The sequence below is a fragment of the Lysobacter sp. ISL-50 genome (assembly GCF_018612875.1).
GTDB lineage: Bacteria > Pseudomonadota > Gammaproteobacteria > Xanthomonadales > Xanthomonadaceae > Lysobacter.
In genome coordinates this window covers 147918-173150 of the sequence record NZ_JAGGRI010000003.1, presented here as the reverse complement: position 1 = coordinate 173150, position 25233 = coordinate 147918, and the positions used below count along the sequence as shown (strand labels likewise).

Genomic DNA, 25233 nt, shown 5'->3' with positions numbered 1-25233 from the left:
CGAAATAGTCGCGTCGGTGATATTGCGCACCGCAGGGAAGCCGCATAGGCTTTATTCAGCAAACAATTGCAGCAAGATTTGGTCGCAGGCGACCACCCCATGAACAACGGACTGTTTTACCGCGCGGCGCTGCCGCGACCCTCTGTAGGTCGATCCTTCCATCGCCTCCTGATAGCGCAACTCGGCATTCCGGGTTGCGGTCATCGCGTGTACGCACTCGATATAGACCTTGATCGCGTACAACTCGGACGACTAGCGGCTACGGCTTCGCCGATCCGCTGATCCCAACTGCTGAGCGCTTCGTCAGCAAGCCGTTTACGGCTTGACGGGCCGTCTTTGGCCGCGATTTTCTGAAGGACGTTTTGTGTTGTTTAAACGATTTTTGCGCTGGTTCGAACGCGAACCGGTGGATGCCCTTATGCCTGTTGATGAAAGCGACGGGACCAACAATCTGCTTGTCCTGGGCGCGTTGAACACGCCCCGGCGAACCATACGAGTGCAGTGCATGGATTGTCATCTTGGCGGTGTAAGGCAGAGCTATATGCACGGCGATCATGGCCTGCGCTGCACCAAGTGCGGCGGCGTGGTTGAACTGGGCGCAACCTTCCAGTCGGTCCAGATCAATCGCGAATGGTTGCCTAGAGCGCTGACTCAGCAGATGGCTCGCGCTGATCAGTTGCCGACGATGCTCATCGAGAACAGGTTGTGGCGCCTTGCCTACCTCAAGACGAAAGCAGGTCGAGTTCCCGTCTATCTCGTGCGGTGCGGTTGGGATGTTATCTACGACCAAACCTCGGACGTACTGCGCTCAGAAAATGGAACCCGGCAGATCGTGCTCACGACGTCCACGCTGCTGGACGGTGATTTGGCTGAGCCCGACCGCTTCATCGTTCCGTTGATGGAGGTGGCAAAGCTGGAAACCGAAGGGCTGTGGCTCAACGTGGAGCGTTTGGCCGAGTTGGTTTCGACGCCGCCCCCGTTGTGGTTTCGTCTTACCTCGAATGCGGATCGCCTCATCTTGGGCGATGAAGAACTGCTGCTTCGTCGCGGACAGCGCCGGTTCTTTCGCGGCTTGGCGGAAGCGCACGGTCGGGGCATGAAGCGGGTAAGCACAGATTCGTTGCTGCGCAGATCAAAGTACCGCGGGAAGTACACGAGTCTGCATCAGCTGATGAAGCCCGAATTCTTTCGATTCATCGATCACAAGAACGGCGAAGTGTGGATTCGTAAGGATGTCGTGCCTGCCAAATCCGAGGGAGAAGCCGATGAAAGCTGATCGACTTCCTAATGAAATCAGGATCGCAGGTGAGCGAATCGATGCGGCGGCGGAGTTGATCGCCAGGGCGTTAATCAGGCTGCGAGCGAGGAGACGAGCGATGGAGAAACTCTCCGCCGAAGTTGGACTTGATAACCCGGGGGAACCGAGGGTCTATGTCAACACCTTGGAGAGCCCCGGAGGCTAGCGTGTCATCGCAACCGTCAAATGAAACAGCATCCACCGCCGCGCAGATCGCTGCGCTCCCAGACATGTCCTGGATTCAGCTCAAAGCCAAGTGGGTCGATCTATTCGGTGCGCCACCGGGCATCAACAACCGGCGCTATGTCGTGCGGCGACTGGCGCACCGAATTCAAGAGGACGCCTATCGGGTCACGCATCCGAAGCTGATCGAAGACAACGCGCGCCGCACCCAGCAACTGCTGGATACCGGCCGCGTAAGCCGACGTGCTGCTACCGCCGCGCCACTGGTCGGCAGCGTTCTTACTCGGGTTCACGATGGAAAGCTGCACCGGGTGACCGTGCTTGAAGGTGGCCTGTTCGAATATGAGGGCCGGCAGTTCACCAGCTTGTCCAAGATCGCGCGTGAAATCACCGGCACCCGATGGTCGGGGCCAGCCTTCTTTGGTCTGCGCAGCAGCGCAGGGAATAATTGACATGAGACAAATCATGAACACGCTACACATCGCGATCTACTGCCAATCGTCCCAGCCTGATGCCGGCTTCATCGCGCATCAGCAACAAGGCATCTCGTCGGTCATCGACCGCTGTGCAGGATCGGATTTCGACGTTCGCCACTACGCCGACGACGGCTACTGCGCCGAGACCATGGTGCGGCCCGCCTTCCAGCGTTTGTTGTTGGACGCCGCTGGCGGCGTTATCGACTGCATCGCCGTGACCGATTGGGCGCGGTTGGCGCCGACCGACTCAGGCGTGCAGCGGCTGCAACGTTATTTCCACCAGTGCGGCGTACTCGTCGTGGAATGTCGAATCCGAGAGGGCGTATTGGTGAGGATCGCCGCATGACCGCTGCTATCCCGCCCGACCGCCACGCTCGCAATCTAAAAGTACCCGCTCGTCCGGGCCAGTCCAACCCTGCTAGGGAACCCAACATGCTTGAGATGGAAAACATGCGATTCGCTGTGTATTGCTACATACCGAATAAGGAGGTCGAGGAGCTCGTCTTTCAACGAAAACTCGCCGAAAAGGCGATGGCGCAATTGGGCGCCAGTCAGCCTGCCACGCTGTTCATCGACGCGGAACGCCATCTCGATCCATGGGTTCGGCCGGAGCTGCAACGCCTGCTGCATGCGGTTAAACAGGACCACTTCGACTGCGTCGTAATCAATGAGTGGGCCGAGTTAGCGACATCGGTTGCGGAAGCTCGTAGGTTGATGCAGAACTTCGACCCCGAAAACGTGGTGGTGGTGAACGCACACGTCGCGGCAGCGATGCTTGTCGAGGCAAATCAATGACGACCGCGCCCACAGCAAGGCGACTGCGCTGCGCTGTCTATGCGCGCAAATCAAACGAAGAGGGGTTGGAGCGCGAGTACAACTCCATTGAGGCGCAACGCGATGGTGGCTCGAACTATATCGCCAGCCGGCGCAGCGAGGGTTGGGCGCAGGTCGCCGACGACTACGACGAACTCGCTGTGTCGGCGCGCGACATGAACCGGCCGGTCTTGCAACGCTTGATGGAGGACATCCGGCAGGGTCGGATTGACGTGGTGGTGGTTTACAAGCTGGACCGATTGACGCGGTCGATGCGCGACTTTCCGGTGCTGATCGACTTCCTGGAGCAGCACAAGGTCACGCTGGTGTCGATCACCGAGAATTTCAGCACCAAGGATGCGGTGGGCCGCATGACCTTGAACATGATGATGACGTTTGCCCAGTTTGAACGCGAGCTGGCCGTGGATCGGGTACGTGACAAGATGCTAGCCAGTAAGAAGAAGGGGCTGTGGATGCATGGCATCCCACCGCTTGGCTACGACGTTAAGGACCGGCGCTTGGTCGTAAACCACGCCGAGGCAGCGCAAGTCCGCATGATCTTCCGCCGCTTGATCGAGACTGAGTCGATTTTGACCGTGGTCAACGACATGCGCGGCATGGGCTACCAGAGCAAGGCGTGGACAACGCGCGATGGCCGCGTTCGGGAGCCCCAACCCCACGACAGAAGCACGATCCAAAAGATTCTGCACAACCACACCTATCTCGGAGAACTGAAGCATCTGGATCAGTACTTCAAGGACTGCCATCCACCCATCATTGAAGCGGCGGTGTGGGAGCAAGTGCATGCGGTGCTGAGCAAGAACGCCCACGCTCGCGGCAATGCCAGTCGCGCAGGCGTGCATTTCCTGCTCAAGGGGCTATTGGTCGGACCGGATCGCCGGGCGCTGACGCCGTGGCACACCACCAAACGCAATGGTCGGATGTATCGCTACTACCTGAGTACCACTCAGATTCATGAAGGTAAGGCGGCGACCCAGATACCACGTTTGCCGGCGCAGGAAGTCGAGTCCCTCGTCATGTCGTACTTGCGAACGCTGCTGACGTCCGAGGAGATGCTCCAGCTCATCACGCAGAAGGCGGTCGCGCTCGATTGCGCGTTGGACGAAGCCCAGGTCACGGTGGCGCTGCGCCAGTTTGATCAGGTTTGGGACGCCTTGTTCCCCGCTGAGCAGCAGCGGCTGGTCAAATTACTGGTGGAGCAGGTCGTGGTGCGGCCGGAAGCCATCGAGATCAGGTTTCACCCCAACGGGATCACATCGCTTGCTAGCGCGTTTGAATCCCAGGCGGTGGCGGCATGAAGCCGATGCTGAAAATGGCCGGATCGCCGAACATTATCGTGACCAGCGATGGCGCGCTGACGGTCATCCTGCCGGTCAGCATCACCCGGCGTGCGGGGCGAAAGCGAATCGGACTTCCGAAAGACGTCGCGGCAGCGGCATCGGCGTCCGACCTGACATCGTTGCAACGAGCGCTGGCCCGAGGCTTTCGGTGGCGGGGCATGTTGGACAGCGGTGAGGTCGCTTCCGCAAAAGAGATCGCGGAACGCGAATCCACCGACAACAGTTATGTAGGCCGAATCATCAATTTGACGCTGCTGGCCCCCGAGATCATCGCCGGGATTCTGGATGACACCGTGCCCGATGTGCAGATCGATCGGTTGGGCATGAGCCCGCCACTTCTGTGGCAGGATCAGCTTGATCGCCTTGGCCTATCGCCAGGATTGGCGATTAGGTCCTAGCGCTCTGGTCGTTTTCCCTGAACGTTCAATATAAGGAAGCATGCATGCCGAACATCGCTACTGTTTTAAAAGATGAGATCACCCGACTGGCGCGGAAGGAAATGCGGCAACAGGTTGATCCGCTTCGGGCGCAGGTTCTGGCGCAGCGAAAAGCGATTTCCGCGCTCAAGAATGAAGTGGAGAAGCTGCAACGTGATGTTGTGAAGTTGTCTAAAGGCACGTCTAAGAACACGCCAGCCAAGGCGGGTTCCAGCGAGTCAGGCAAACAGTCGCGGTACTCCGGCGCACTTCTGCGCAAATTGCGGGAGCGGCTGGGACTGTCGCGCGACGCGTTCGCACCGTTGCTCGGCGCCAGTTCGCAGACGCTTTACAACTGGGAACAGACCGAAACCCGTCCTCGCCAAGAGTTCTTGGACAAGATCGCCTTGATCCGCGGGTTGTCCAAAGCACAGGTGCAGGACCTACTGGCCCAAGCACAGGCAACCGTGCCGGCCGCCAAGGCAAAAAAGAAAGCCCCGGCGAAGAAGGGTTCGACCGCTAAGCCGGCTGCGAAGGAGTAGTCCGACCGCGCGGAGCTTTTGGCGTCTCGGTTTACGAGACGCCGGTGATTTAGCGTCCGCACCATGGACGCCCATCAGCTATCGCAGAGCCTGCCTCCTGGCTTCCATTGGGAGGCGCCTTTCACGAGCTCGATCCTGCCGCCCCATCTGGTGGCAGTTCCCGATGACGACATCGACGCGTGGCTGGCGACGATCACGCCCGCGCGGGATTCTGACGGTGCGATCGCCACGATCCGACGACACCGGAGTGTCAAAGACCACGTGACCCGCCCGTTTCGCACGGACGCCGCCGCCGTGGGCTGGGTCGCGCGTTGGCTGGCCGGTCAAGGGGAGGTCGTACGTGCCGAACTGGCCGCGCCGTGGCCGATGACAACGGTATCGGGGTAAGTTCCCTCAACGCAGAGACTAGGCCCAGAAGGTCGGCGCGGCTACCGCGAATTAGCCCTCACCGTTTCGCTTTCTCGGCCGTGAAGCGAAATGTACCGGTCGCAGCTCTTTGTCGCCGAATGACAGTTCGCTTGCTCACGGGATCAAATACACTCATCCTTATCCAACTGTCAGCAACTAAGCCGTCTGCCGCCCCGCCAGCCTGCATCCGCGGTTTCCAACGATTGAGCCGGCGTGTTGAAGCGCGATAGACTGCGTGGACTGACTAGGTACCACTCCGCACGAATGACACCACCCTGACCCAATGCATCAGGTTACCCGCCCTTAGTTCGGGCGCATTTCGTCGTGCCTCTCCCTATGATCCTGCAAGGCGCGCCCGCTAGGTGCGCGTGGAGTGTTCCATGTCCGTCTCCTATTCCCTGCGCGAGCAGTGGTTCGGCAATGTCCGCGGCGACCTGTTGTCCGGTCTGCTGGTCGCGCTGGCGCTCATTCCTGAAGCCATCGCGTTCTCCATCATCGCCGGCGTCGACCCCAAGGTCGGCCTGTATGCCTCGTTCTGCATCGCGGTGATCACCGCGATCGCCGGCGGCCGACCGGGCATGATTTCCGCCGCAACCGGGGCCATGGCGCTGCTGATGGTGGGTTTGGTCAAAGACCACGGCGTGCAATACCTTTTCGCCGCCACGATACTGACCGGCATCCTGCAGATCGGTGCGGGCGCACTGCGGTTGAACGCCTTGATGCGCTTCGTTTCCCGTTCGGTGGTGACCGGCTTCGTCAATGCGCTGGCCATCCTGATCTTCCTGGCCCAGTTGCCGGAACTGATCGGCATGCCGTGGACGGTTTATGCGGTCTGTGCAGCAGGCTTGGCGATCATCTACCTGCTGCCGTTGGCGACTCGCGCGGTGCCGTCGCCTTTGGTCGCCATCGTCGTCTTGACCGCGGTGGCGATGGGGCTCGGGCTGGATATCCGGACCGTCAGCGATATGGGCCAGCTACCCAGCGAACTGCCGCGCTTCCTGCTCCCCGACGTGCCGCCGACCTGGGAGACCTTGCGGATCTTGCTGCCGGTATCGGCGACGTTGGCCGTGGTCGGCCTGCTGGAGTCCCTGATGACCGCGCAGATTGTAGAGGACATGACCGATACGCCGACCCATCGTCGCCGCGAATGCGGCGGCCAAGGCGCGGCCAACATCGTTGCGGGCCTGTTCGGCGGCATGGCGGGCTGCGCGATGATCGGCCAGTCGGTCATTAACGTGACCGCGGGCGGGCGCGGTCGCCTGTCCTGCCTCGTCGCCGGCGTGGTGCTCCTGCTGTTGGTGGTCTATGCGTCCGAGTGGGTCGGGCGCATCCCGATGGCGGCGCTGGTAGCGGTCATGATCATGGTCAGCATCGGTACGTTTCAGTGGAAGTCGATCGCCGACCTCAGGGCCCATCCGGCGAGCGCGTCGATCATCATGATCGGTACGGTCGTCGTCACCGTCGCCACCCATGACCTCGCCAAGGGAGTGCTGACCGGCGTGCTGCTGACGGCGCTGTCGTTCGCCCGCCGGGTCAGCGCGATGCTGGAAGTCGGCGATCACGACCGCGAAGACGGCGTCCGCGTCTATTCGGTGCGTGGCGAAGTTTTCTTCGCCTCCGCCACCCAGTTCGTCAACAGTTTCGACTTCATCCACGCGGCGAAGACGGTGGTCATCGACCTGACCGCGGCGCACTTCTGGGATCTGAGCGCGGTCGGCGCGCTCGATCGTGTCGTGCTGAAGCTGCGGGCGCATGGCGCCGAGGTCGAAGTCGTTGGCCTGAATCACGCCAGCGAGACGCTAGTCGAGCGGTTGAACCAGCATCGGGACAAAAACTCCACCTTGAACCTAGGGCACTGACCGCTATCGAGTTGACGGACGTCCGGTTGCCAGGATGAGACGTGAACGGCCGAGCCGCGAAGCGGCTTCGGAAAAGTAGATCTAGTGGATGGCCATATCCAGATGCTTAATCTTGAGAAGGGCTCAACATCTTCATCCACACGCAACTTTTTCCGGTACGACGCACGCTGATTGACGACTGTCCGGCCTTGGGTACCGAGCCTCCACGGCAGGCACGAAATTTGCATCACTTTGGGAATGGCGCCCTATCTCTAGCCATCTTAACAACTTCGTCATTGTTTGGTCGCAGGCTATTCTCCCGCCCCGGAAGACACCTCAATGACGACTCCTGCCCATGAACCGGCCGAATCGCACGAGGGTGCTCCGCTGATTAACGAGTCCCGCCAGTTCGAACTCCTAATCAGCGGCGTGGTTGATTACGCCATTTATATGCTGGACCCGAACGGCATCATTGCAAGTTGGAACCCAGGCGGTGAACGCATTTGCGGCTACCGAGCCCCTGAGGTGATTGACCGGCACTTCTCGATGTTTTACACGCCGCAGGACATTGCAGCTGGCGCCCCTGAAGCCGCACTGGCCGAAGCCGGCAGCACCGGTCGGTTCGAAGCGGAGGGCTGGCGGGTGCGCAAGGATGGAACGCGATTCTGCGCCCACGTTATCATCGATGCCATCCGGCAGGATGGGATGCTCCTGGGATTCGCTAAGGTCACCCGCGATATTACCGAGCGCAAGAAAGCCGAACAGGCGCTTGCCGACGCTCAGAGTGCGCTGTTTCAGGCACAGAAGCTTGAGGCGGTCGGCCAGCTGACCTATGGCTTGTCCCATGATTTCAACAATCTTCTTACGGTTATCGCTAACAGCCTGGGTCGCATGGCTACCGTTCGCCATGATGAGGAAAAGCACGGTCGTGCCTTGGCCACCGCCCGTCGTGCTCTGGACCGAGGCACACGCCTGACCAAACAGCTCTTAGCCTTCTCTCGCGGTCAGGCACTGCGCCCGAAGACGATTGAGGTGGATGCGCTCCTGCGCGAAATAGACATGTTGCTCAGTCGCGTATGCGACGAACATATCGAACTGGTCTACGACCTTCGCAGCACTAATACAGTGCTGCAAGTTGACCCCACGCAATTGGAAGCGGCGCTGTTGAATCTCGTGATCAATGCTCGAGACGCAATCAAGAAGCCCACTGGACGAATCTGCCTTGCGACTTATGTCTCTGGAGAGATGCTGACTATTTCGGTCTCGGACGACGGCGAAGGCATGTCGGTCGAGGTGGCTCAACGAGCCACTGAACCGTTTTATACAACCAAGGAGGTCGGACGCGGCAGCGGGCTTGGCCTCAGCCAAGTGTATGGCTTCGCCCAGCAGTCTGGGGGCTCACTAGAACTCCAATCGGTGGCCGGACAAGGCACCTGCGTCTTGTTGCATTTTCCTCTGACGGGACAGGAACCTGCGGAGGCGAAAACGACCGTTCTATTTGTAGACGATGACGAGAACATCCTGGACATCGCATCAGACAGCTTGGTCGATGCAGGATACAGCCTAGTTACCGCAAAGACCGCTCAAGAGGCCCTAGACATCGTGAGCAGCGGCACGTCAATCGACATCGTCTTTAGCGACGTATCCATGCCGGGCGGGTTAACGGGCATCGACTTGGCGAACCAACTTCATGAGTCCAGACCCAATCTCCGCGTCATCCTGACATCGGGCTATTCACCGAACTGGTTACCAAGCATGCCGCCCAACTGCGAATTTTTGCCGAAACCTTATGACTTCTCTGATCTAGATCGTCTCCTGAAGCGCTCGCCGCGTCGCACGGCGCCACATAGGGATGGCTCGCCGCAGTGACCTATGGGGTCCGCCGCCGTTGGCCTGAAATATACGGGCGCGTGGACTGGCCGGTACTTGCCGTGGGGCATCGGACATACCACCGTGCGAAGTGCAGCGCCACCGCGTCGTGGCCTTCGATAGCACCATCGAGGCGGCCAGTGACCGGTCAACAGTTAGTAATGCACTTTGATGTTGAAGTGAACTCGAGCCCCGTGCGCCCGCCGGCCAACGACCGTCCACACCCAGGGCGATTCATTTCAGGCTGAAGCGGAAGAATTGGAACTTCGCTCTGATCGGCTGACTGTGGTGCCTAACGCCGGAATAGAGCCGAGCCGCGAAGCGGCTTCGGCTGGAATAAACCGTCAAGTGCTCGGCACTAGATTTTCACGCTTCCTTCAAGGAATCATCATGCCTAAGCGCGACTACTATGTCTGCGCGCAGCATTGGCCGCGTTTAACAACGGCTGCGAGTTACTGACCGAGCATTTCGCGCCCATTACGCAAAGGAGATAGACGCATGGCTTCTGTTAGATACATTGCGAACGAAATCGATAAGTCCGTTGCCTTCTATCGGGACCGCTTGGGTTTTGCAGTCGCGAAGCACAATCTAGGAAAATTCGCTGAACTGGCCCGCGAAGATCTATATCTCTTCCTCAATGCGCCCGGGGCCGGCAGTGCCGGAAAAGCAGGAGGTTCTCCTCAACCGGGTGGGTGGAGCAGGTTCATGATCGTCACAGATGATCTCGATGAAATGATCGGCGAGCTTCGAAAGGCTGGAGAAAGCTTCCGCGGCGACATCGCTGAGGCAGGAGCAGGGCGGCAAATCCTGCTTCAGGATCCGTCGGGAAATGTCGTCGAGTTGTTCGAATACGCGAAAATTAATCGAGCAAGAACATAGATGGAAGAGACCAGCCGCCTGATCTCAGTGCGGCGAGTCCAAGCTCAGCACGAGAAATCCTCCTGGATAACACTGCGAGTGACTTGAACGAGCCACGAAGAAGTTTCGGCTCGCATGGGCGGTCATTCTTCGCATTGATCCGGAGAGATGTGCCAGAGCCCTAAACGGTGTGCCAGTTAGGTGCGAGGCGAATCCGACGAAACGGAAAGAGAGGAAAGCGCAACGATCGACTGGAATTCGGACAAGTAATCCGAATGATGCTTGGACAGCCAACGGTGAATGGTGTTCTTGCTTAAAAGCTTGGCTAGATAGCTCTGTGCCACCGTCAGGCACAGATTATCCACGCCGTATGTTTCTTCGACAAATCGTGTGCGTTGCTGTGCCGTAGCCAACTCTCGCTCTAGTCGGCCGATCTGCTCACGTGACGGGCCCGGCACCCTTCCTTGCCGTCCACGCTTGGGCTCCACGAGTTGGTCATCTGACGTGGCTCCCAAGATCGCTAGCGCGAAACTGGTGGAGTAGTTGCCCTGACCTACGATGAGCTCGGCCGCTTGCATTTGCCGCAGCGGTTTCATCTTTTTGAGAATTCTGAGTACAACCATCGTGCAAGGCTTATCTGATAGGAGCGCGACGACCTCGCCGCAGAGCCCCGCCAGCATGCGGAAACGTTGGTGGATGGTGGCGACGGAAAGATTAAGCGCGGCTGCGATCGCTTCTTCCGAGGCTCCTTGCTCTACTGCTCTAACGATCATCCGGTGCTCCTGTACGACGGACAGTCGATTGATCTGCTTGTTGTAGGAGTAACCTTCGTCGTCGGTCGAGATCAAGCACTCGACCTCGGTCAGACCTAGATCCTTCATGACCTCGATCCGCAGCATTCCATCCAAAAGATAGAAGCTCGCGCGTTTCTTGTCAGGGAACACTACCGGCGGCTCGATCAAGCCCACGCTTTTGACCGAGGCAGCGATTTGGCGATATTTCTGCGTTTTCTTGACGTCCTTGGATAGAACCTTTAGCGGAACTATCGAGGAGATGGGGATCATTCGAGTCTCTGCCTCGAACCCGTCCTTTCCAATATTATCGATTGAATCACTCATAGACACCTCACTCAGGTCATTCGCTCCGCTAGCGCGCGAGGAAGTGAATCAATTCCTTCTTTTCGTAGAACCTCCGTAAAGCCTTCATCCTTCCTCAGCTCTTGCAATGCTTGGATGACGAAGAGCAAGCGGCTTTGAGTCACGTCCGCTTTCTTGATTAAAATTTGCTGCTTCTCGACCTCGCGTTCGTAGATACGCCTTAAATTTTCGACCGTCAACTTGCGGCTGCCCCGATGCAACGACGGTTGTGCTCGATTGACTTTACCTTTTCGGGAGCGCTGCTCCAATAATCTGCGCACCAAAGCCAGCTTCTTCCCTCTGAGCACTCCACTGGTATATGCCTCCGCGAGGAGCTGCTGTGTCTGCGTATCGTCACTGCGGGCGATGTTCACCGCCAGACTGATCGGAACAAGACCCGTTTCCACCGCAGCGACGAGTCGCTCCTCGCCTTGCGTCAGCAACGTCACCACTTGCCCCACCCACTGCGACGTCATGCCGATCTTCCGGCCAATCTCCAGGTCGCTGTAGCCGCGCTGATGCAAAACTCCAATTTCGTGCATTATCTCGATCGCCGGCCTCTGCCTTCGTGCAATATTCTCTACCAAGCTCATCACCATGCACTTGCTTTCTCCGGCCTCAACCACGAAGGCCGGGATGCTCAAGCGGGAAAGTGCTCTGTACGCCTCTAATCGCCCTTGTCCACACACCAAATCGTAAATCAGCTCCCCTTCCTCGCGGCGCTTACGGCTGACCGTGATGGGTCTCTTCAAGCCGACCAGCGCAATGTTGTCGATGATGGCTTTATGTTGTCGCCGGTTCCTGGACCGTGGATTGAGCACGTGTATTTGGTGGATGGGGATCATTTGGACTGGACGCATGGGATGCTCCGCTAGGCTGCTACTGCAAACGACGAACGTGCCGCCATCGCATACAAGTTATCCAACGATTCGAATCGATATGTATCAAGGCAGGTAGCATTCCCCTCCTCAGCTACTCTTACCGCCTCAGGCGGGGCGTCAATTCGTGGAAACAGGTAATAGTCCAGTACCTGCATCGAGTCACTCGTCATTCGCACCACGACAGTTATGTCCGGACGCAGACTGGTGTCGAAACGTACTCGCCATCGAAATGCACCGGCAGGTGTTCGAAGGCAGCGGGCAAGTACAATGGATACCGTGAACTCTTCATTGACAGTCAGCAAGGCGGTTTGCTCATCTTGGCGAGCCGATCCTCCGGCTTCGGCCAGTCCGCTTAAGACGGAAGCCATGACGTCGGGTCGAGCAGAGCGGAGCGCTTGGTTGACGGCCAAGTATTCGTAGTCGCGTTGCGGCAGAAAGCCAACCAGCGTATAGGCGCGTAACAGCCCACCAAACCGCTGACGGTACGTACTGCTGGACGGCATCCCCACTTGCTCGTCGATGAGCAGGCCCGAGAGCATGCCTACTCGCGCGTAGAGATCGCGCAACTGTGAAAGCATGGCTGCGTCGTCGACCGGTCGGGACCGTTCAAGAATGATCTGCTTTGCATGAGTAAAAAGCTCTGCACTAACGACGGCTTGAAAAGCTCGATCCGATCGCACCCACATCTCGGAAGGATTGGTCACCCGTTTGACTTTGAGCTTGTAAGACGTTCGGTTGTAGACGTTATGGCCGATGTATTTTTCGTTGATCAGGATTTGATGCACGCTTCCGCGCGTCCAAACTCGATCGGGGTCGGGCCGAATGGCCAGTTCATTTAGGGTATCGGCGATCTCTTGTTCTGACCGCCGCGCATCGGTAAACCACTCAAATATTTGCTGAACTACGGCCACTTCTTCGGCCGGGCCCGGGGTCAAAACCACTCGATCAAGCTGCAGGCTCTTTCGCTCTCCGGGGCCAAGTTCACCCTTCGGTTGCCGGTGCTCATCAACCAGCATCCGACGCAAGCCGAAGCCTGCGGTGCCACCTTGCCGAAAGCCCAGCTCAATGAGGCGACACTGCCCCGCGAAGACTTTTACGGACAGTTCGCGGCTGTATTCTGCGGCCATCGCGCGCTTCACGCTCTTGATAATGACAGCCATGGGGCTGCCGTCGTTCTCAAAGGGCTCCGCGCAGTACACCACCTCTATGCCAGAGCGGCGGCATAGGTACTCGTAGTAGGCGCTTTCATCGGCGTCTTGAAAGCGCCCCCAACGTGTGACGTCGTAAACGAGGATGGCATTGAATCCTGGGCTCCCATTTTGCACATCATGCAAAAGCGATTGCAGCGATCGGCGCCCTTCTAAGCTCAGGCCGCTCTTTCCCTCGTCGGCGTATGTACGCACGACTGCCATGCCGTGCTGCTCGGCGTAGCGAACCAGGGCATCACGCTGGTTTTCTGTGGAGTAACGCTGATGATCGGTGGACATACGCACATAGAGCGCCACGGGACGCGCGCTGGGAGGCCCGGCAAAACTATGTCGCTGCCCGTTCATAGGAGGGGGCTTCGCGGACTAAACAGGCGAGCAGGCTTACATAAAATGTTGGAAAATGTCAAACATTTTGATGGGTTAACTCTGAGCGCATATCTGCGGCACAGCAGGCCAGCCGCCTGTAGGGGCTCTATCTCGCCCCCAATGAAGCCACTATTTTTGGAGGCTGAATGGGGCCACGAGAGCGAGAAGGCCGGCTTGCTGTTCAGCCGACAAAGCGCGATAGGCCGTCAACAGTAAGATCTCTTGGGGCGCAGCCGCATCGTTCTCGCTTTCCTTGAGGCAGACCAGCGCCCATGGATGGCACCCTAGCGCCCCTCCAATGCGTTGTAGCCAGTCCACCGTCAAGCGACGACGTCCATTCTCGAGATGGCTTATTTGCTGGTTGCTCGTGCCGACTAAGTCGGCAAGTTCTTCAAGCGACAGCCGCCGCGCTTCACGTAGTTCCCGAATCCGATTCACGCCTTCCCTTGTCATCGCACCTGTGCCGTTGGCAATAAAATACCAGCTAAGTCTGGCTGGAGATGCTGGATTTAGGGACGTACCACTAATCGCTTCGTACCGGCCATTCCAGTGGAATCAAAGCTTGCCCCGATGAAGATCGGTCATATCGCGCGAACCGAGCCGCGAAGCGGCTTCGGCTGGATTGGCGAGAAGGTCGTTCGTTTTCACGCTTACGAGCCGAAGGCGGCGTAACCATAAATCTGATCTTGTTGGTATTTTGAAACTACTGCTGTTGTTCTGAGACATTTAGAGTATTTAGCGCCCGCTGGTCGGCTTTGCTCGCTGCCCATAGCGCTCGTGCTGCCCCTTAAACACACCTAGCTATTCCGGTTTGCGGCCATCCATTGCCAAGCCGGGGCGAGATCGACCCAATCGAATTCACCACCCAAACTTCCGTCATCGTTGACGATGCGCAAGCGGGTATCGTCTCGAGTTACAAACAGCACTTTGCCGTATATCTTTGGTGTGCGTTGTGCTTTGCGACTGGCGTCCTTCGTGCTCTCCTTGGTCTCCACCATGCGGATTTCAGGATCTACCCCTTGCGGGAACTCCAGACAGACGACGAAATCAGGATAAAAGTAGTTCCTATGCTCGCTTCGCACAATCCGCACAGACCAAGGCTTACGTGATGGATTGCGGTGCCACCACACTACATGGTCATCTCGCTCCATCGACTGGATGAACTCGCGCTCCTCGTGGTTCACACCCGCTGATCCGTCTATACCGAATACCGAGATTGTGCCACCGGCATGGGCCAGGGTCTCCTTGAACATTGTCGTCTGGCCTTCGATGTCCAAGCTATCGCGGTTGCTAGCTATTGTGCTATCGAGCGGCGGGACGATGCCGTAGAGGTTCTTCTGAGCTTGGTCGAGCGCCTTGCTCAAGGGGTACAGCAAGAAATGTGGGAGAGGGGAAGCATCACCCACCGTCGCAAACTCGGCGATTGCGTCTTGGACCATCTCACCAATCCGCTGAGCATCCCGACGGACCACCCAGCACGCCGCATCACGCGCGAGGCGATTTAACTGCTTGTCGTCCAGCACGGACGAGGTGGCATCAGAGGGCGGTACCGCTACATCCTCTTTTAATCGCGCAGCCAGCGTACCGATAATGATCCGAACGTCGGATTCCTCCACCTGAGGAATCTTCTTTAGGTGGGTCGCGGCATCCCGGGCTAAGGAAGTACGGTCAGTGATCACCGTGACTTCTTCCGTGCGGATGTTGTCCTCATCTTTGGTCAACTCAGTGTGGATCTCCTTGTCGCGCAGCAGGTTGTAGGCTGCCCGCACGGCAAACGCGACCTTGTCTTCGGTCAGCGGCAGGTGGGTGGCCACGTGCACCGACACTTTGGCCATATCGGACATGGCCGGCCGGCTCTCCTGCTGGAACATTGCGGGCACGCCTGGCAGCTTAAGGTTGAGCCGGTAGGCCTTGAGTCCCTGATCCCTCAGCCTGCCTAGAACTTCACGCTCGTCGGCAGGCACGCCAGCCAGTTTGGGTGTCGTTTCCACCACCCAGTCTGTCCCCATGATCGTCGTGCTTGCATCCGTCATGGCATCCCTGCCGAACAAGCTAGGCTGCTTGGTGCCAATGCTCGGCAGGTCCGACTCTTCATCGTCCGGATCTTCGATGGGTACGACTGGCGTGGGCTTTGTCTTGTCGTAGAAGGCCGGCAGTTGCGGAGAGATCTTGTTGGTTATGACCGTCGCGCCGCTTTTCGTGTGTTTAACCGTCATCTGTTCGGTCTGGCCTTCCAACTGGCTCTTGACCGAGCCCACGGTGTTCACCGCCGATTGGAAGCCTGCTTGGGCTTCGCCATCGGCCAAGTAAATGAACGCCGTGTCCAGCGCATCTGGGATTTCCCTCGGCTTGGGGAAGGCATCCCGCACTTGGGAAGCCACCCGCATGACGCGTCCGATGAACTGCATGGCGAAATCAGCATCATTGACCAGCTTCGTCGATGCCAGGACAAACGCTCGGGGCGCGTCGAAGCCCGTTCCCGCCGACTGTTTGAAGATCAGTACTTCCTTGCTGTGGTCGTTGGCGATGGCCGCCATCAGCACGGGGTCTGGCTCGTCGGCCGAGTGGACACCAATGGCACCAGCGGACACACGGCATAAGCGAATCAGATCATCGCGCGCCTCCTCGACGGTGTTATCGCCGTTGGCAACTTGCACCAGGAGCAATGGGGTCAGATCGATTTCGGCGGCTTTGAGCGTCTTCTTGAGCCACAAATGTTTCTTCCAGGCCTGACGCAGCACGGTGCGCTTGAGATCGGCTACCGTGGAAATTGTTCGCTGCAAGTCATACTTAACCGCTTCGATATACTTCTTGTTCAAGCGAGCTTCGACAGCTTGGGCCCGGCTCACCACGAAAGACGTGCGAGCTTGTTTCCCGGCTTGTGCCAGGAACTGATCGAGCACCGCATCCTTGGGCGTGGCCGAGGCCATGACCATGTAATCCGGCTTAACCCACAGAGCGAAAGCTCCGAACTCTGTTCCGGTCTTGAGGCCAATATGGGCTTCGTCTACGACAAGACCGATTTTTAGCTTTCTGGCACGTGCCAGCTCAACGAACTCATTCAGTGCGCGCTGGTCGTCGTCTGATCCACTGGAATAGCCCGTCTTACGATCCTTGGCGCTGGCTACGCCCGCGGCCGTCGACAGCAATACCATGCCCCTCGTCGGCTCCTGATTGCGTCCACGCGAGAGCATCACTGGGAACAACTGCCCATCCGAATTGGCCAAGATGGCGTCCTCGGTCTGGACGAGATTCACATACGGCACAAACCATAGCCATACTGTGTCCTGTTCCGCCGACACCTTCGAAAGCGAGCGCACCAGCATGAAGGTCTTACCCGATCCAGTAGGCGATCGCAGCAGAATGGGCGGCGAGGGTCGACTTAAGAGTGCTAAGGCAAGGTTACTGATGATGTCTTTCTGGAAGCCAATAGGCTCAAGGCTGTCAGACTGTGCGACCACGAAATCCATGTTCATGCGCGCCCCCTGGCCTGGCCGCCCAGCAAGGCTTCAGCCAGACTGTGGCAATTCGCATCGATTCCGCGAGCTTCCAATGCCTCCTGCAGAGCCACCGGGCGGTCGCAGTACACACCGAGGCGCTGCACGCCATTCGCTTGTGGCCATGCCACCAGTTCCTCCACCACCCGTGCATTAACCTCAAGACAGATCAGGATGTCGTGGTCACCCGCCCTCGCGATGTGCTGAACAAGGCCGGCACGTTGCTCCCATACCGCATGCGTAAGGCGCAGGCTTAGATGCGCCATCGCGTTCACTGCCGCTGCCTCGAAAGGCAAGTCTGCGGGAGCAAACTTATCAAGCTGTAGGTAGGCGAACTCGCCTCCCTGATCCACTGCATAACCAGACTTGCCGGCGAAACCTTGGCTGATGCGTCTCATGCGCTCCGCAGTGATGTCTCGGCAGATGTTCTTGTTCGGTTCCCGTGCTGTCGCTTCGGTACTGGAGCACATGATGTATCGACGCTCGCCGTCGTCGTCAGCGTTCAGTTCAAGTACGGCCTGCCCAGTGGTGCCGGACCCGGCGAAGAAATCCAGGACGATGTCCCCAGGTTTGGTGGTCTGGGCAAGGAGGTTCCGGATCAGTGTCGGGGGCTTCGGGTATTGGAATGCCTTCGATCCGAACACCTCCTGGATTACCTCGGTACCTTCGCCTGCTTGGGGCGATCGCAAAACCGAAAAGTCTTCGTCATCGAAGATTTCCGTCAAACGCGCGATCCATGACCCAAGCGGATTGGTGTGGCTGCGCAGGTCGCTCCAATGCTTCTTAAAAAGCGGGCGCCCAAAGCCCACGACTTTCCCAACCCAGAAATCAAGATTCGGAGTTTCTCGAGTCAAGAGCGGCCGTCTCCTCTTCGGAGTCACAGGCACATCGCCAGCATCGATCGCAGCAAGCAGTTCTTCCTTCGAGTTCCAAATCCTAGTTTCTTCCTTTTCCGGGAAGAGAATCTTTTCCTGGCGAACCCACTCTTCCATTGTCTCGGATTGGAGCTTGGTTGTGTCCTCGACGCGAGCTTCAGTTGCGTAAGCCCAAACCCGGTTTTCATCGCATGGATACCAGCGATCGCGCTTGGGATCGTGCAGAGGGTAGTACAGGTTCTCTCTATCCAGCCGATCGAAAGCAAGGGTGAGAGGGTCGCCGTTCCAGGGGCCACGCGGATCCTTGTCAGGATTTTTGTACTTTTTCTGGGTCTTCTCCGTCCCGTTGAAGGCAAACTCTTCATTGCCGTAGACGAGAATGTGTTCGTGCACGTCACTGAAATTCCGGTCCTTGGCGCTCGTCGTATCTCGGGTGCGCCAGACCAGGCTACCTACACGTCTGCCTGGGAATACCTCATCCATCAACATTTCCAGGCGCGCCCGGTTCTCGTCATTGATCGACACCAGGATCACGCCGTCCTGCGTCAGCAGGTCCCGAGCCAGCATCAGGCGCTGGTAAAGAAATTCCAGCCACACGGAATGTCGGTAACGATCACTCTTCCCGACATAGTCATCGTTGTAGACCCAGTCTTTGTTCCCGGTGTTATAGGGCGGATCGATGTAGATCACCCGGATTCGCCCAGCATGGGTCGCCTTGAGTAGGCGCAGCGCGTCGAAGTTGTCGCCTTCGATAATCAAGTTACGGTGCACGAACTTAACACCCGCACTCGTCGGCTTATGACTCAGCTCTGGCACGAGTCGAGGCAATACGATATCGGCATTCAATGCCTCGTCGTGCTCGATTGCGTTTCGCTCCCAAGTCAGGCCGAGCTTGCGCTTGGTGAGGTGTTCGACGAGCAAGCGACGAAGCTCAGGGGCATTTAGTTGGCCAAGGCGAGCAAGAAGGTCGGTAGGCTTGTCAGATTGGGTCATGAGTTTGATGTGTGGCGTACTGGGCAGCCAGAAAAGGGACGGCCATGGAAAACCCCGATTGTCACATAGCCCCAGAACGGCGATCCATGACTAGGCCTTTAAGGGCGCCAAAGGCATTCTCCATAAACGGTTTGGATCTATAGACGACGCTTGAACGTGAGTTGTTCCAGCTCTAGCCCTGACAACTACTGAACCGGATAGCCGTGACGATCAGGTCTAAGAGCGTCGAACTACGACACTGATTCTTGTTTGGGCCATGCACTTTTTGCGGGGCTCCTCTGGAGGTGCGGCGCAAGGCAATAGTCGGAAGTTGCGATGCGCATTTCAATCGGAAGCCTAAAAAACCAGCTTTTGTAAGTGACTGAATTTAAAGACTGAGCAATGGTCGGCCGACCAAAGGCCTGGAGAAAAAGGCCTGGAGAGAGGCGAAAAAAATGCCAGATTGCCTCTCTGTGGATAATTCACCGACCAATGGAAAACACCAAAAGCGCCGGATAAAAGGCCTTTTTCGGCGCTGCGACGAGGCGTAGAAAAGGTTGAGGCTGGGAGTTTGGCGCGCCTGTTTCGATTCCGTCCAACGCCCATTGACATGCGCCTACGGGTCAATAGGACTCAGTGCGGACTGGCTATTGAATTTCATCTTTCAATTGACGTTGTGAATAGATGCGGGAGGTTCTTTTTTTTCTACATCAAATGATGTATAAAAAATGGAACCTCGTTCTTGCGCAGTCCGTCCCCACCGTATCTGAGAGAGCTCATGCAGCAGGATCAACAATCGGTTTTTCTTGGAGAGGAAGCCTATGACGTCCTCAACTCCGAATTCGGCATTTCCGCTCAAGACGTCAATGACGTCGTGAAGCAAATCTACTCTGGATTTAACGCGGTAACGGCTCTCCATCCAAAGGGCTTCTCTGGCACGAACGCATGGGCACAAGGTACTCGTGCAATGAGAGAGCTTTTCATCCCCTTGGGATGGTTGCCGGATGACCCGTCAGGACAGCCGAGGGTCGCTAATCGCTCTCGCAAGATGGCCATCACCGTGAGTAGTGGTGATGCGTACACGGGAGATCCATTTCATAACCCCCAGACACGCAACGACAAGGGCGCTCAGACATCAAATAGCGTTGCTTTCAATTCACGGCAAGGAAGGTTGTTTGAAGTCGTCACTCAAGCCGATCGTAATGCTGCAGCAGTCACTGATGGGTTTGCGTTGTGGATATTTCTGTACCACATCGATCTCGACAATCAAGAAGTGCGTTTTGAGCTATCGAAACCTTCAGAGATGTCGGACGCTAACAAGGTAGTTGATTGGTCCGCGCGCATGATTTTTCCCGCACTTAGCCTACGCCTGAATGCCGATGATACGGGCGACGATGATGCCCCTGACATCGATATTGAAGTCGTCCCAAAGATGTAGCAGTGAGCAATGAACGAGAAATTTAACCCTTCCCAATTGCTGGTGGCACGACAACGAAGAAAAATCACCAAAAAAGCGCTTGCTGATCTGGTGGGACTAAGCCAGAAAAGCATCGTGAACTTCGAACTCGGCACACTGGCGCCATCAGAAGAGAGCCTCAGCCTGCTCGCTGATGCTCTCAGCTTCCCTGTTTCATTTTTTCTTCAACCAGACATGGAGCTGCCTACGTCGAGCAATGCAAGTTTCAGATCATTTTCTCGTATGACAGCTGGACAACGTGATTCTGCGTTGGCTGCTGGGGGCATAGCATTTCATCTCTCTGATTGGATTGCTCAACGTTTTCACACGCCGGCGGTGGATGTTCCGGATCTATCTGAGCATGCACCCGAAGCTGCTGCGGAGACATTAAGGCAGGTTTGGGAGCTTGGGTTTTCACCAATCAAGAATTTGGTGCATTTGCTTGAATCGAAGGGGGTTCGCGTCTTTTCTCTTGTAGAGGATACGCGCGAAGTCAATGCATTCTCTTCTTGGAAATCCGGAGCGACCCCGTTTGTTTTCCTGAATACTGTCAAGTCGGCAGAATCAAGCCGGTTTGACGCGGCTCACGAGCTCGGCCATCTCGTTTTACATCGTCACGCTGATCCAAAGGGGAAGGATGCCGAGAGTGAGGCAAATGCTTTCGCGTCCGCTTTCTTAATGCCTAAATCCGAAGTGTTGGCGAGGGCCTGGGGATGCAAGTCTGCTAGTGATGTGATGGCTATGAAGAAACGTTGGAACGTTTCTGCGATGGCATTTGTCTATCGAGCGCATCGTGTAGGCGCCATAAGCGATTGGCTGTATCGTTCTTTGTGTATCGAGCTGAGCAGCAAGGGCTTTCGAACACGGGAACAAGACGGTGCGGATAGAGAGACCTCGTTAGTGTTACGAAAAGTATTTGATTCTCTCAAGTCAAAAGGAGAAGGGGTCCAAACTCTAGCGTCTGATCTCAAGGTGCCGGCAGAGGAAATTTATAAGCTGATTTTTGGATTGGTGCCGGTAACGCTCGGGGCCGACAATGCCATGCCACTAAAGACGGCCAAGAGGACGGGACACCTTACGCTTGTTAAGTAACAACGCTGTAGCTATAGCGATGTCGAAGGATGCTTGGTTTAAACCGATCGATGCGATCTCGTGTGATCACTTGGCCGCATCTCCCTTCTAACTGCAAGGTGAAAGCAATGGCAAATAAGACGACTGGATCGAAGGCCGCAACCGCCGCTGGAAAGGTGCTGAGCTCTTCCAGCACTGGTAAGGCATCCAAAGCCGCAGCCGCGAGCGCACTGACTCAAGCACATAGCCCCAAGGAATCGACATCGCGTACGGCTGCGTCAGCTGCATCAAAGGTGTTGCGAGATGGGCGTACGTCAGCAGCCTCAAAGTCCGCAGCAGGTAGCGCGCTCTCTCAAAGAACAAAGAAGTAACGGGTCTCGGCGGGGTCGCGGCACGACCCCGCCATTTCTACGCCTCCTTCGGATAGCGTAATTATTCAGCGAGAGTTTAGTGGTGATGGCGACAAAGAAGACCAAGCGCGTGGCTAAAACGTCGCCAGCCGGGAAGGCGGTGAGGCTGGGGAATAAAGCTGACGCGACCAAAAGTAAGTCTAGTTCCGGGCGGGTGCTGGAGCAGCATGTCGGAACTCGGCGTGCATTGAGCGGAAAGATGGAGCGAACGATACTCATGCCGATTAGCTTCGGCTCGTTGCGAGCCTCCAGTGTGGAGAAGGTTGTGTCCTCGGTTCTTTCAGATCGTAAGCGGAAGAAGTGAAGCGCAGCCGATGAAAGCGACATATGCATCGAGCATTTTCATAAATTGTCCTTTCGACGCAGACTATCTGCCCATGTTCCACGCAGCGGTGTTTGCAATTTTTGATTGCGGCTATCAACCCCGATGCGCATTAGAGGCCGCAGATGGTGGCGATATACGGATCGACAAGATCCGTCGCATCATCGAGGCATGCAAGTTCGGAATTCATGATATTTCAAGAACTGAATTGGGTGATATGAATGCGCTGCCTCGATTCAACATGCCATTCGAGCTCGGCATGTTTCTTGGCGCGCGATATTTTGGTTCAGGTAACCAGAGAAAGAAGATAACTTTGATTCTGGATCGCGAGCGATTTCGCTATCAGCAATTTCTCTCAGACATTGCCGGCCAAGATATCCAGTCACACGCGGGCACCCCTGATGGGCTGATCGCACAAGTACGAAATTGGCTTAGTAACGCTACCGATCGAACTACAATTCCGAGTGCTGCACACATTCAAGGACGCTACGGAGAGTTCAAAGTGGCTTTGCCAGAACTCTGCCAGCGTTTACGACTCGATGAGGGTGAGCTGCTATTCAATGAATATGCTGCCATTGCCGCAAAATGGCTTCAAGAAAAAAGCTTTGGACTGCCTGCGCCGCGTGCGTAGCACGTCAAGGGCGATATCCAAGGCGGCCGCACTAATCGTAGATGAAACTCTCTCGTTGAAGGCGGACCACTTGGTGTGTCCAAAAGGTGGGAGGATTGATGGCCAGACTATTCAAGTTAGCTGCATCAGGCAGTGCGTCGTCGAGAATCGCCTCGATTATCTCCGGGGCTAAAGCGGTGAGGTTCAGCACGCGAGCGATGTAGCTGACGTCCGTTTTCTCCTTGCGTGCGATATCACTCAGGCTGGCAACCTCGCCCTGCTCCAGCAATGCCAGCCACAGATACGCTCGCTTTAGGGCGACTTGCAGTGCCGTCTTTTGCTTGTCCCAACGCCGGTTGGCTTCCGGCGCATTCTGCATCTGCACCAACCGGCGACCACACCGTCGCGTCAACCGAATCGGCACGACGAGGGAAACGCTGCCGTCGCTGACCTCGCGCTTCTCGGCTTCTCCGACGATCTCCAAGTTCGGCCGGCTCATGCTGCGAACTCAGTCGGCGCGTGGATCTCATCCGCCGTGGCCCGGACACCGGCCGCCCGCAACCGGAGTTCCAGAGCGTCGGCGCTGACGACGACCTTCTCGACCAGTCGATGCAGCAACCGGCTTTGTTCCGCCGGCACCAGCAGACCCCAAAGCTTCTCGACCTGCGCCATCGCCACGGTGACCTGCGCTTCGTCCAGTCGCGGGTTACGAGCAACTTCTGTCTTGATCAGGTCCGCCAGCAACGCCGGCATCTTCAGGACATGGCGCAGTTGCTGTACGACGGCGGCCTCCAGTTCGGCCGCCGGAAAACGGAGCGCATCCTGACCCTTAGCGCCCTCGTGCAGCGCGCGGGTGCTCAGGTAGTAGCGGTAGGTCCGGCCGTTCTTCTTGGTGGTGTGCCACGGCGTCAACGCGCGGCCGTCGGCGGCGACCAACAGGCCGCGCAGGGGAAAGGCGACCTTGCCGGCTTCAACCCGCTCGCGCGGCGACGTGGGCACGACGAGGCGCGCCTGCACCCGGTCCCACAGCTCGGCGGTCACGATGGCGGAGTGTGCGCCGGGGAACCACTGGTCGTGGTGCCGCAGCTCACCAAGGTAGGTACGGTTCGCCAGCACCTTATAAAGGAGTGATTTGTCGATGGGCTTGCCCGTGATCTGGCGGCCTGCCTGCGTTGTCCAGACCTTCGATGTCGCGCCCCGGACTCGCAGCTCGCGCAGCAAGCCGATGGCGGAGCCGTGCTCGGCGAAGTGCTCAAAGATGAAGCGCACCGTCTTGGCCTCGCTCTGGTTAATGGCCAACCTCCGGTCCTTCAGGTCGTAGCCCAAGGGCGGAACGCCGTGCATCCACAACCCCTTCTTCTTGCTGGCCACCATCTTGTCGCGAACACGGTCAGCGGCGATTTCGCGCTCGAACTGGCCGAAGGTCAGCATCATGTTCAAGGTCATGCGGCCAACCGCATCCTTGGTGTTGAAGTTCTCGGTAATCGAGACCAACGTGACCTTATGCTTGTCGAACAGATCAATGAGAACGGGAAAGTCGCGCATCGCGCGCGTAAGCCGGTCGATCTTGTAGACGATCACGACATCGATGCAGCCCTCGCGGATGTCGGCCAGCAGCCGTTGCAGCGCCGGCCGCTTCAGATCACGCCCGGAGTAGCCGGCATCATCGTAATCGTCGGCCACCGGAATCCAGCCTTCGCTGCGACGAGTGGCGATGTAGTTCGCGCCGCCGTCGCGCTGGGCATCGATTGAGTTGTATTCGCGCTCCATGCCTTCATCGGTGGATTTTCGGGCGTAGACGGCGCAGCGCAGGCGGCGCGCCGTGGTCGGCATGTTCTTCATTTGTTTTCCTTTTTGGTGGCCGCGCGTAAGCCGAAGAACGCCGGCCCGGACCAGCGGGTGCCGGTGATAGCGCGGGCGACGGCCGACAGGCTGGCGTAGCGCTGACCTCGGTACTCGACGCCGCCGTCTTGCGCGACTGTGACGCGATGGATCTCGCCGTTGTGCTCGCGCGACAGCACGGTGCCCGGCATCGGCGCAGTGTTGCGGGCACGCGGCGGCACGTTGCCGGTTTCGATCAGTGCGCTAATACGGCGCTGATTACGTTCAAGGCGAGCGCGGTCGTGATGGCGATATTCGATTTCTTGCAGGCGAGTCGCGATGCGGCGCTCGACAAATCGGCGATGCTTAACTGCGGGTTCGGCGTGAAAGAGCCGCTGATGCTCGGCCTTGAGTTCGGCCCAGGACATCTCGGGCAGGCGAGCGAGTTGCGCCAGCAGCGATGCGGTGGGCGCGAAAGTTGTTTCAATCTTGGTCATGCGGTTGGACCGGCGTGGACGGGTTGACATGTACGCTCGGGTCGGCCCGG

General features: G+C 57.5%; 22 protein-coding genes and 1 pseudogene. 15 read left to right on the top strand and 8 right to left on the bottom strand.

From position 1 onward, the window contains the following. Positions 1 to 364: 364 nt before the first annotated feature. The 12 genes and pseudogenes from J7J50_RS02360 to J7J50_RS02310 all read left to right on the top strand — a co-directional run bounded on the left by J7J50_RS02360 (position 365) and on the right by J7J50_RS02310 (position 10082). Complete coding sequence (locus tag J7J50_RS02360) at positions 365 to 1276, top strand: hypothetical protein (protein WP_215063087.1); 912 nt, start codon at positions 365 to 367, stop codon at positions 1274 to 1276. 188 nt (positions 1277 to 1464) lie between these two features. Beyond that, the gene (locus tag J7J50_RS02355; protein ID WP_215063089.1) at positions 1465 to 1932 is read left to right on the top strand and encodes a DUF2924 domain-containing protein; all 468 of its coding nucleotides are present in this window, start codon (positions 1465 to 1467) and stop codon (positions 1930 to 1932) included. Between the two features lie 13 nt (positions 1933 to 1945). Further along, positions 1946 to 2302, top strand: coding sequence for a recombinase family protein (locus J7J50_RS02350; protein ID WP_215063091.1), 357 nt, complete (start codon positions 1946 to 1948; stop codon positions 2300 to 2302). Beyond that, a complete protein-coding gene (locus J7J50_RS02345) occupies positions 2299 to 2751 on the top strand; it encodes a recombinase family protein (protein ID WP_215063093.1) in 453 nt (150 codons plus the stop codon). The genes J7J50_RS02350 and J7J50_RS02345 overlap by 4 nt, the downstream gene beginning before the upstream one ends. Next, positions 2748 to 4088, top strand: a complete 1341-nt coding sequence (locus J7J50_RS02340; protein ID WP_215063095.1) for a recombinase family protein — start codon at positions 2748 to 2750, stop codon at positions 4086 to 4088. The genes J7J50_RS02345 and J7J50_RS02340 overlap by 4 nt, the downstream gene beginning before the upstream one ends. Continuing rightward, positions 4085 to 4528, top strand: a complete 444-nt coding sequence (locus tag J7J50_RS02335; RefSeq protein WP_215063097.1) for a LacI family transcriptional regulator — start codon at positions 4085 to 4087, stop codon at positions 4526 to 4528. The genes J7J50_RS02340 and J7J50_RS02335 overlap by 4 nt, the downstream gene beginning before the upstream one ends. A gap of 44 nt (positions 4529 to 4572) precedes the next feature. After that, positions 4573 to 5088 (top strand): helix-turn-helix transcriptional regulator, encoded by a 516-nt coding sequence (locus J7J50_RS02330; RefSeq protein ID WP_215063099.1) that lies wholly within the window; start codon positions 4573 to 4575, stop codon positions 5086 to 5088. A 63-nt stretch (positions 5089 to 5151) separates the two neighbouring features. Beyond that, a complete protein-coding gene (locus J7J50_RS02325; protein ID WP_215063101.1) occupies positions 5152 to 5475 on the top strand; it encodes a hypothetical protein in 324 nt (107 codons plus the stop codon). A gap of 401 nt (positions 5476 to 5876) precedes the next feature. Beyond that, on the top strand, positions 5877 to 7355 hold the full coding sequence (locus J7J50_RS02320; RefSeq protein ID WP_215063103.1) for a SulP family inorganic anion transporter: 1479 nt from the start codon (positions 5877 to 5879) through the stop codon (positions 7353 to 7355). 318 nt (positions 7356 to 7673) lie between these two features. Next, a pseudogene (locus tag J7J50_RS02315) lies at positions 7674 to 8789 on the top strand (PAS domain S-box protein); the annotation flags it as partial. Next, positions 8775 to 9203, top strand: coding sequence for a response regulator (locus J7J50_RS25235; RefSeq protein ID WP_343222422.1), 429 nt, complete (start codon positions 8775 to 8777; stop codon positions 9201 to 9203). The pseudogene J7J50_RS02315 and the gene J7J50_RS25235, both read left to right, overlap by 15 nt. A gap of 498 nt (positions 9204 to 9701) precedes the next feature. Next, positions 9702 to 10082: a VOC family protein gene (locus J7J50_RS02310; protein WP_215063107.1), complete on the top strand. Its 381-nt coding sequence runs from the start codon at positions 9702 to 9704 to the stop codon at positions 10080 to 10082. A 176-nt stretch (positions 10083 to 10258) separates the two neighbouring features. Here J7J50_RS02310 and J7J50_RS02305 read toward each other — a convergent pair whose 3' ends face one another. The 5 genes from J7J50_RS02305 to J7J50_RS02280 form a co-directional block, all read right to left on the bottom strand. Then, entirely contained in the window at positions 10259 to 11179 is a 921-nt protein-coding gene (locus J7J50_RS02305; RefSeq protein WP_215063108.1) for a plasmid partitioning protein RepB C-terminal domain-containing protein, read from the bottom strand. A gap of 11 nt (positions 11180 to 11190) precedes the next feature. Beyond that, the gene (locus J7J50_RS02300; protein WP_215063110.1) at positions 11191 to 12057 is read right to left on the bottom strand and encodes a plasmid partitioning protein RepB C-terminal domain-containing protein; all 867 of its coding nucleotides are present in this window, start codon (positions 12055 to 12057) and stop codon (positions 11191 to 11193) included. A gap of 11 nt (positions 12058 to 12068) precedes the next feature. Beyond that, a complete protein-coding gene (locus J7J50_RS02295; protein WP_285222343.1) occupies positions 12069 to 13631 on the bottom strand; it encodes a recombinase family protein in 1563 nt (520 codons plus the stop codon). A gap of 818 nt (positions 13632 to 14449) precedes the next feature. Next, positions 14450 to 17128 carry a DEAD/DEAH box helicase family protein gene (locus J7J50_RS02285; protein WP_215063116.1) on the bottom strand — a complete coding sequence of 893 codons (2679 nt, stop codon included), beginning with the start codon at positions 17126 to 17128 and terminating at the stop codon, positions 14450 to 14452. Continuing rightward, entirely contained in the window at positions 17125 to 19017 is a 1893-nt protein-coding gene (locus J7J50_RS02280) for a site-specific DNA-methyltransferase (RefSeq protein WP_215063117.1), read from the bottom strand. Before J7J50_RS02280 ends, J7J50_RS02285 begins: the two co-directional genes overlap by 4 nt. A 757-nt stretch (positions 19018 to 19774) precedes the next feature. Between J7J50_RS02280 and J7J50_RS02275 the strand changes: the two genes are divergently transcribed. The 3 genes from J7J50_RS02275 to J7J50_RS02265 all read left to right on the top strand — a co-directional run bounded on the left by J7J50_RS02275 (position 19775) and on the right by J7J50_RS02265 (position 22886). Beyond that, complete coding sequence (locus tag J7J50_RS02275; RefSeq protein WP_215063118.1) at positions 19775 to 20434, top strand: hypothetical protein; 660 nt, start codon at positions 19775 to 19777, stop codon at positions 20432 to 20434. 9 nt (positions 20435 to 20443) lie between these two features. After that, on the top strand, positions 20444 to 21544 hold the full coding sequence (locus tag J7J50_RS02270) for an XRE family transcriptional regulator (protein WP_215063119.1): 1101 nt from the start codon (positions 20444 to 20446) through the stop codon (positions 21542 to 21544). A gap of 703 nt (positions 21545 to 22247) precedes the next feature. Next, positions 22248 to 22886, top strand: coding sequence for a hypothetical protein (locus J7J50_RS02265; protein WP_215063120.1), 639 nt, complete (start codon positions 22248 to 22250; stop codon positions 22884 to 22886). 31 nt (positions 22887 to 22917) lie between these two features. Here J7J50_RS02265 and J7J50_RS02260 read toward each other — a convergent pair whose 3' ends face one another. From J7J50_RS02260 to J7J50_RS02250, 3 genes are read right to left on the bottom strand one after another with little or no spacing between them, the layout of a single operon-like run. Beyond that, positions 22918 to 23364, bottom strand: coding sequence for a LacI family transcriptional regulator (locus tag J7J50_RS02260; RefSeq protein WP_215063121.1), 447 nt, complete (start codon positions 23362 to 23364; stop codon positions 22918 to 22920). Continuing rightward, a complete protein-coding gene (locus tag J7J50_RS02255) occupies positions 23361 to 24707 on the bottom strand; it encodes a recombinase family protein (protein WP_215063123.1) in 1347 nt (448 codons plus the stop codon). The genes J7J50_RS02260 and J7J50_RS02255 overlap by 4 nt, the downstream gene beginning before the upstream one ends. Then, positions 24704 to 25183: a DUF2924 domain-containing protein gene (locus J7J50_RS02250; RefSeq protein ID WP_215063124.1), complete on the bottom strand. Its 480-nt coding sequence runs from the start codon at positions 25181 to 25183 to the stop codon at positions 24704 to 24706. Before J7J50_RS02250 ends, J7J50_RS02255 begins: the two co-directional genes overlap by 4 nt. Between the last annotated feature and the right edge of the window lie 50 nt (positions 25184 to 25233).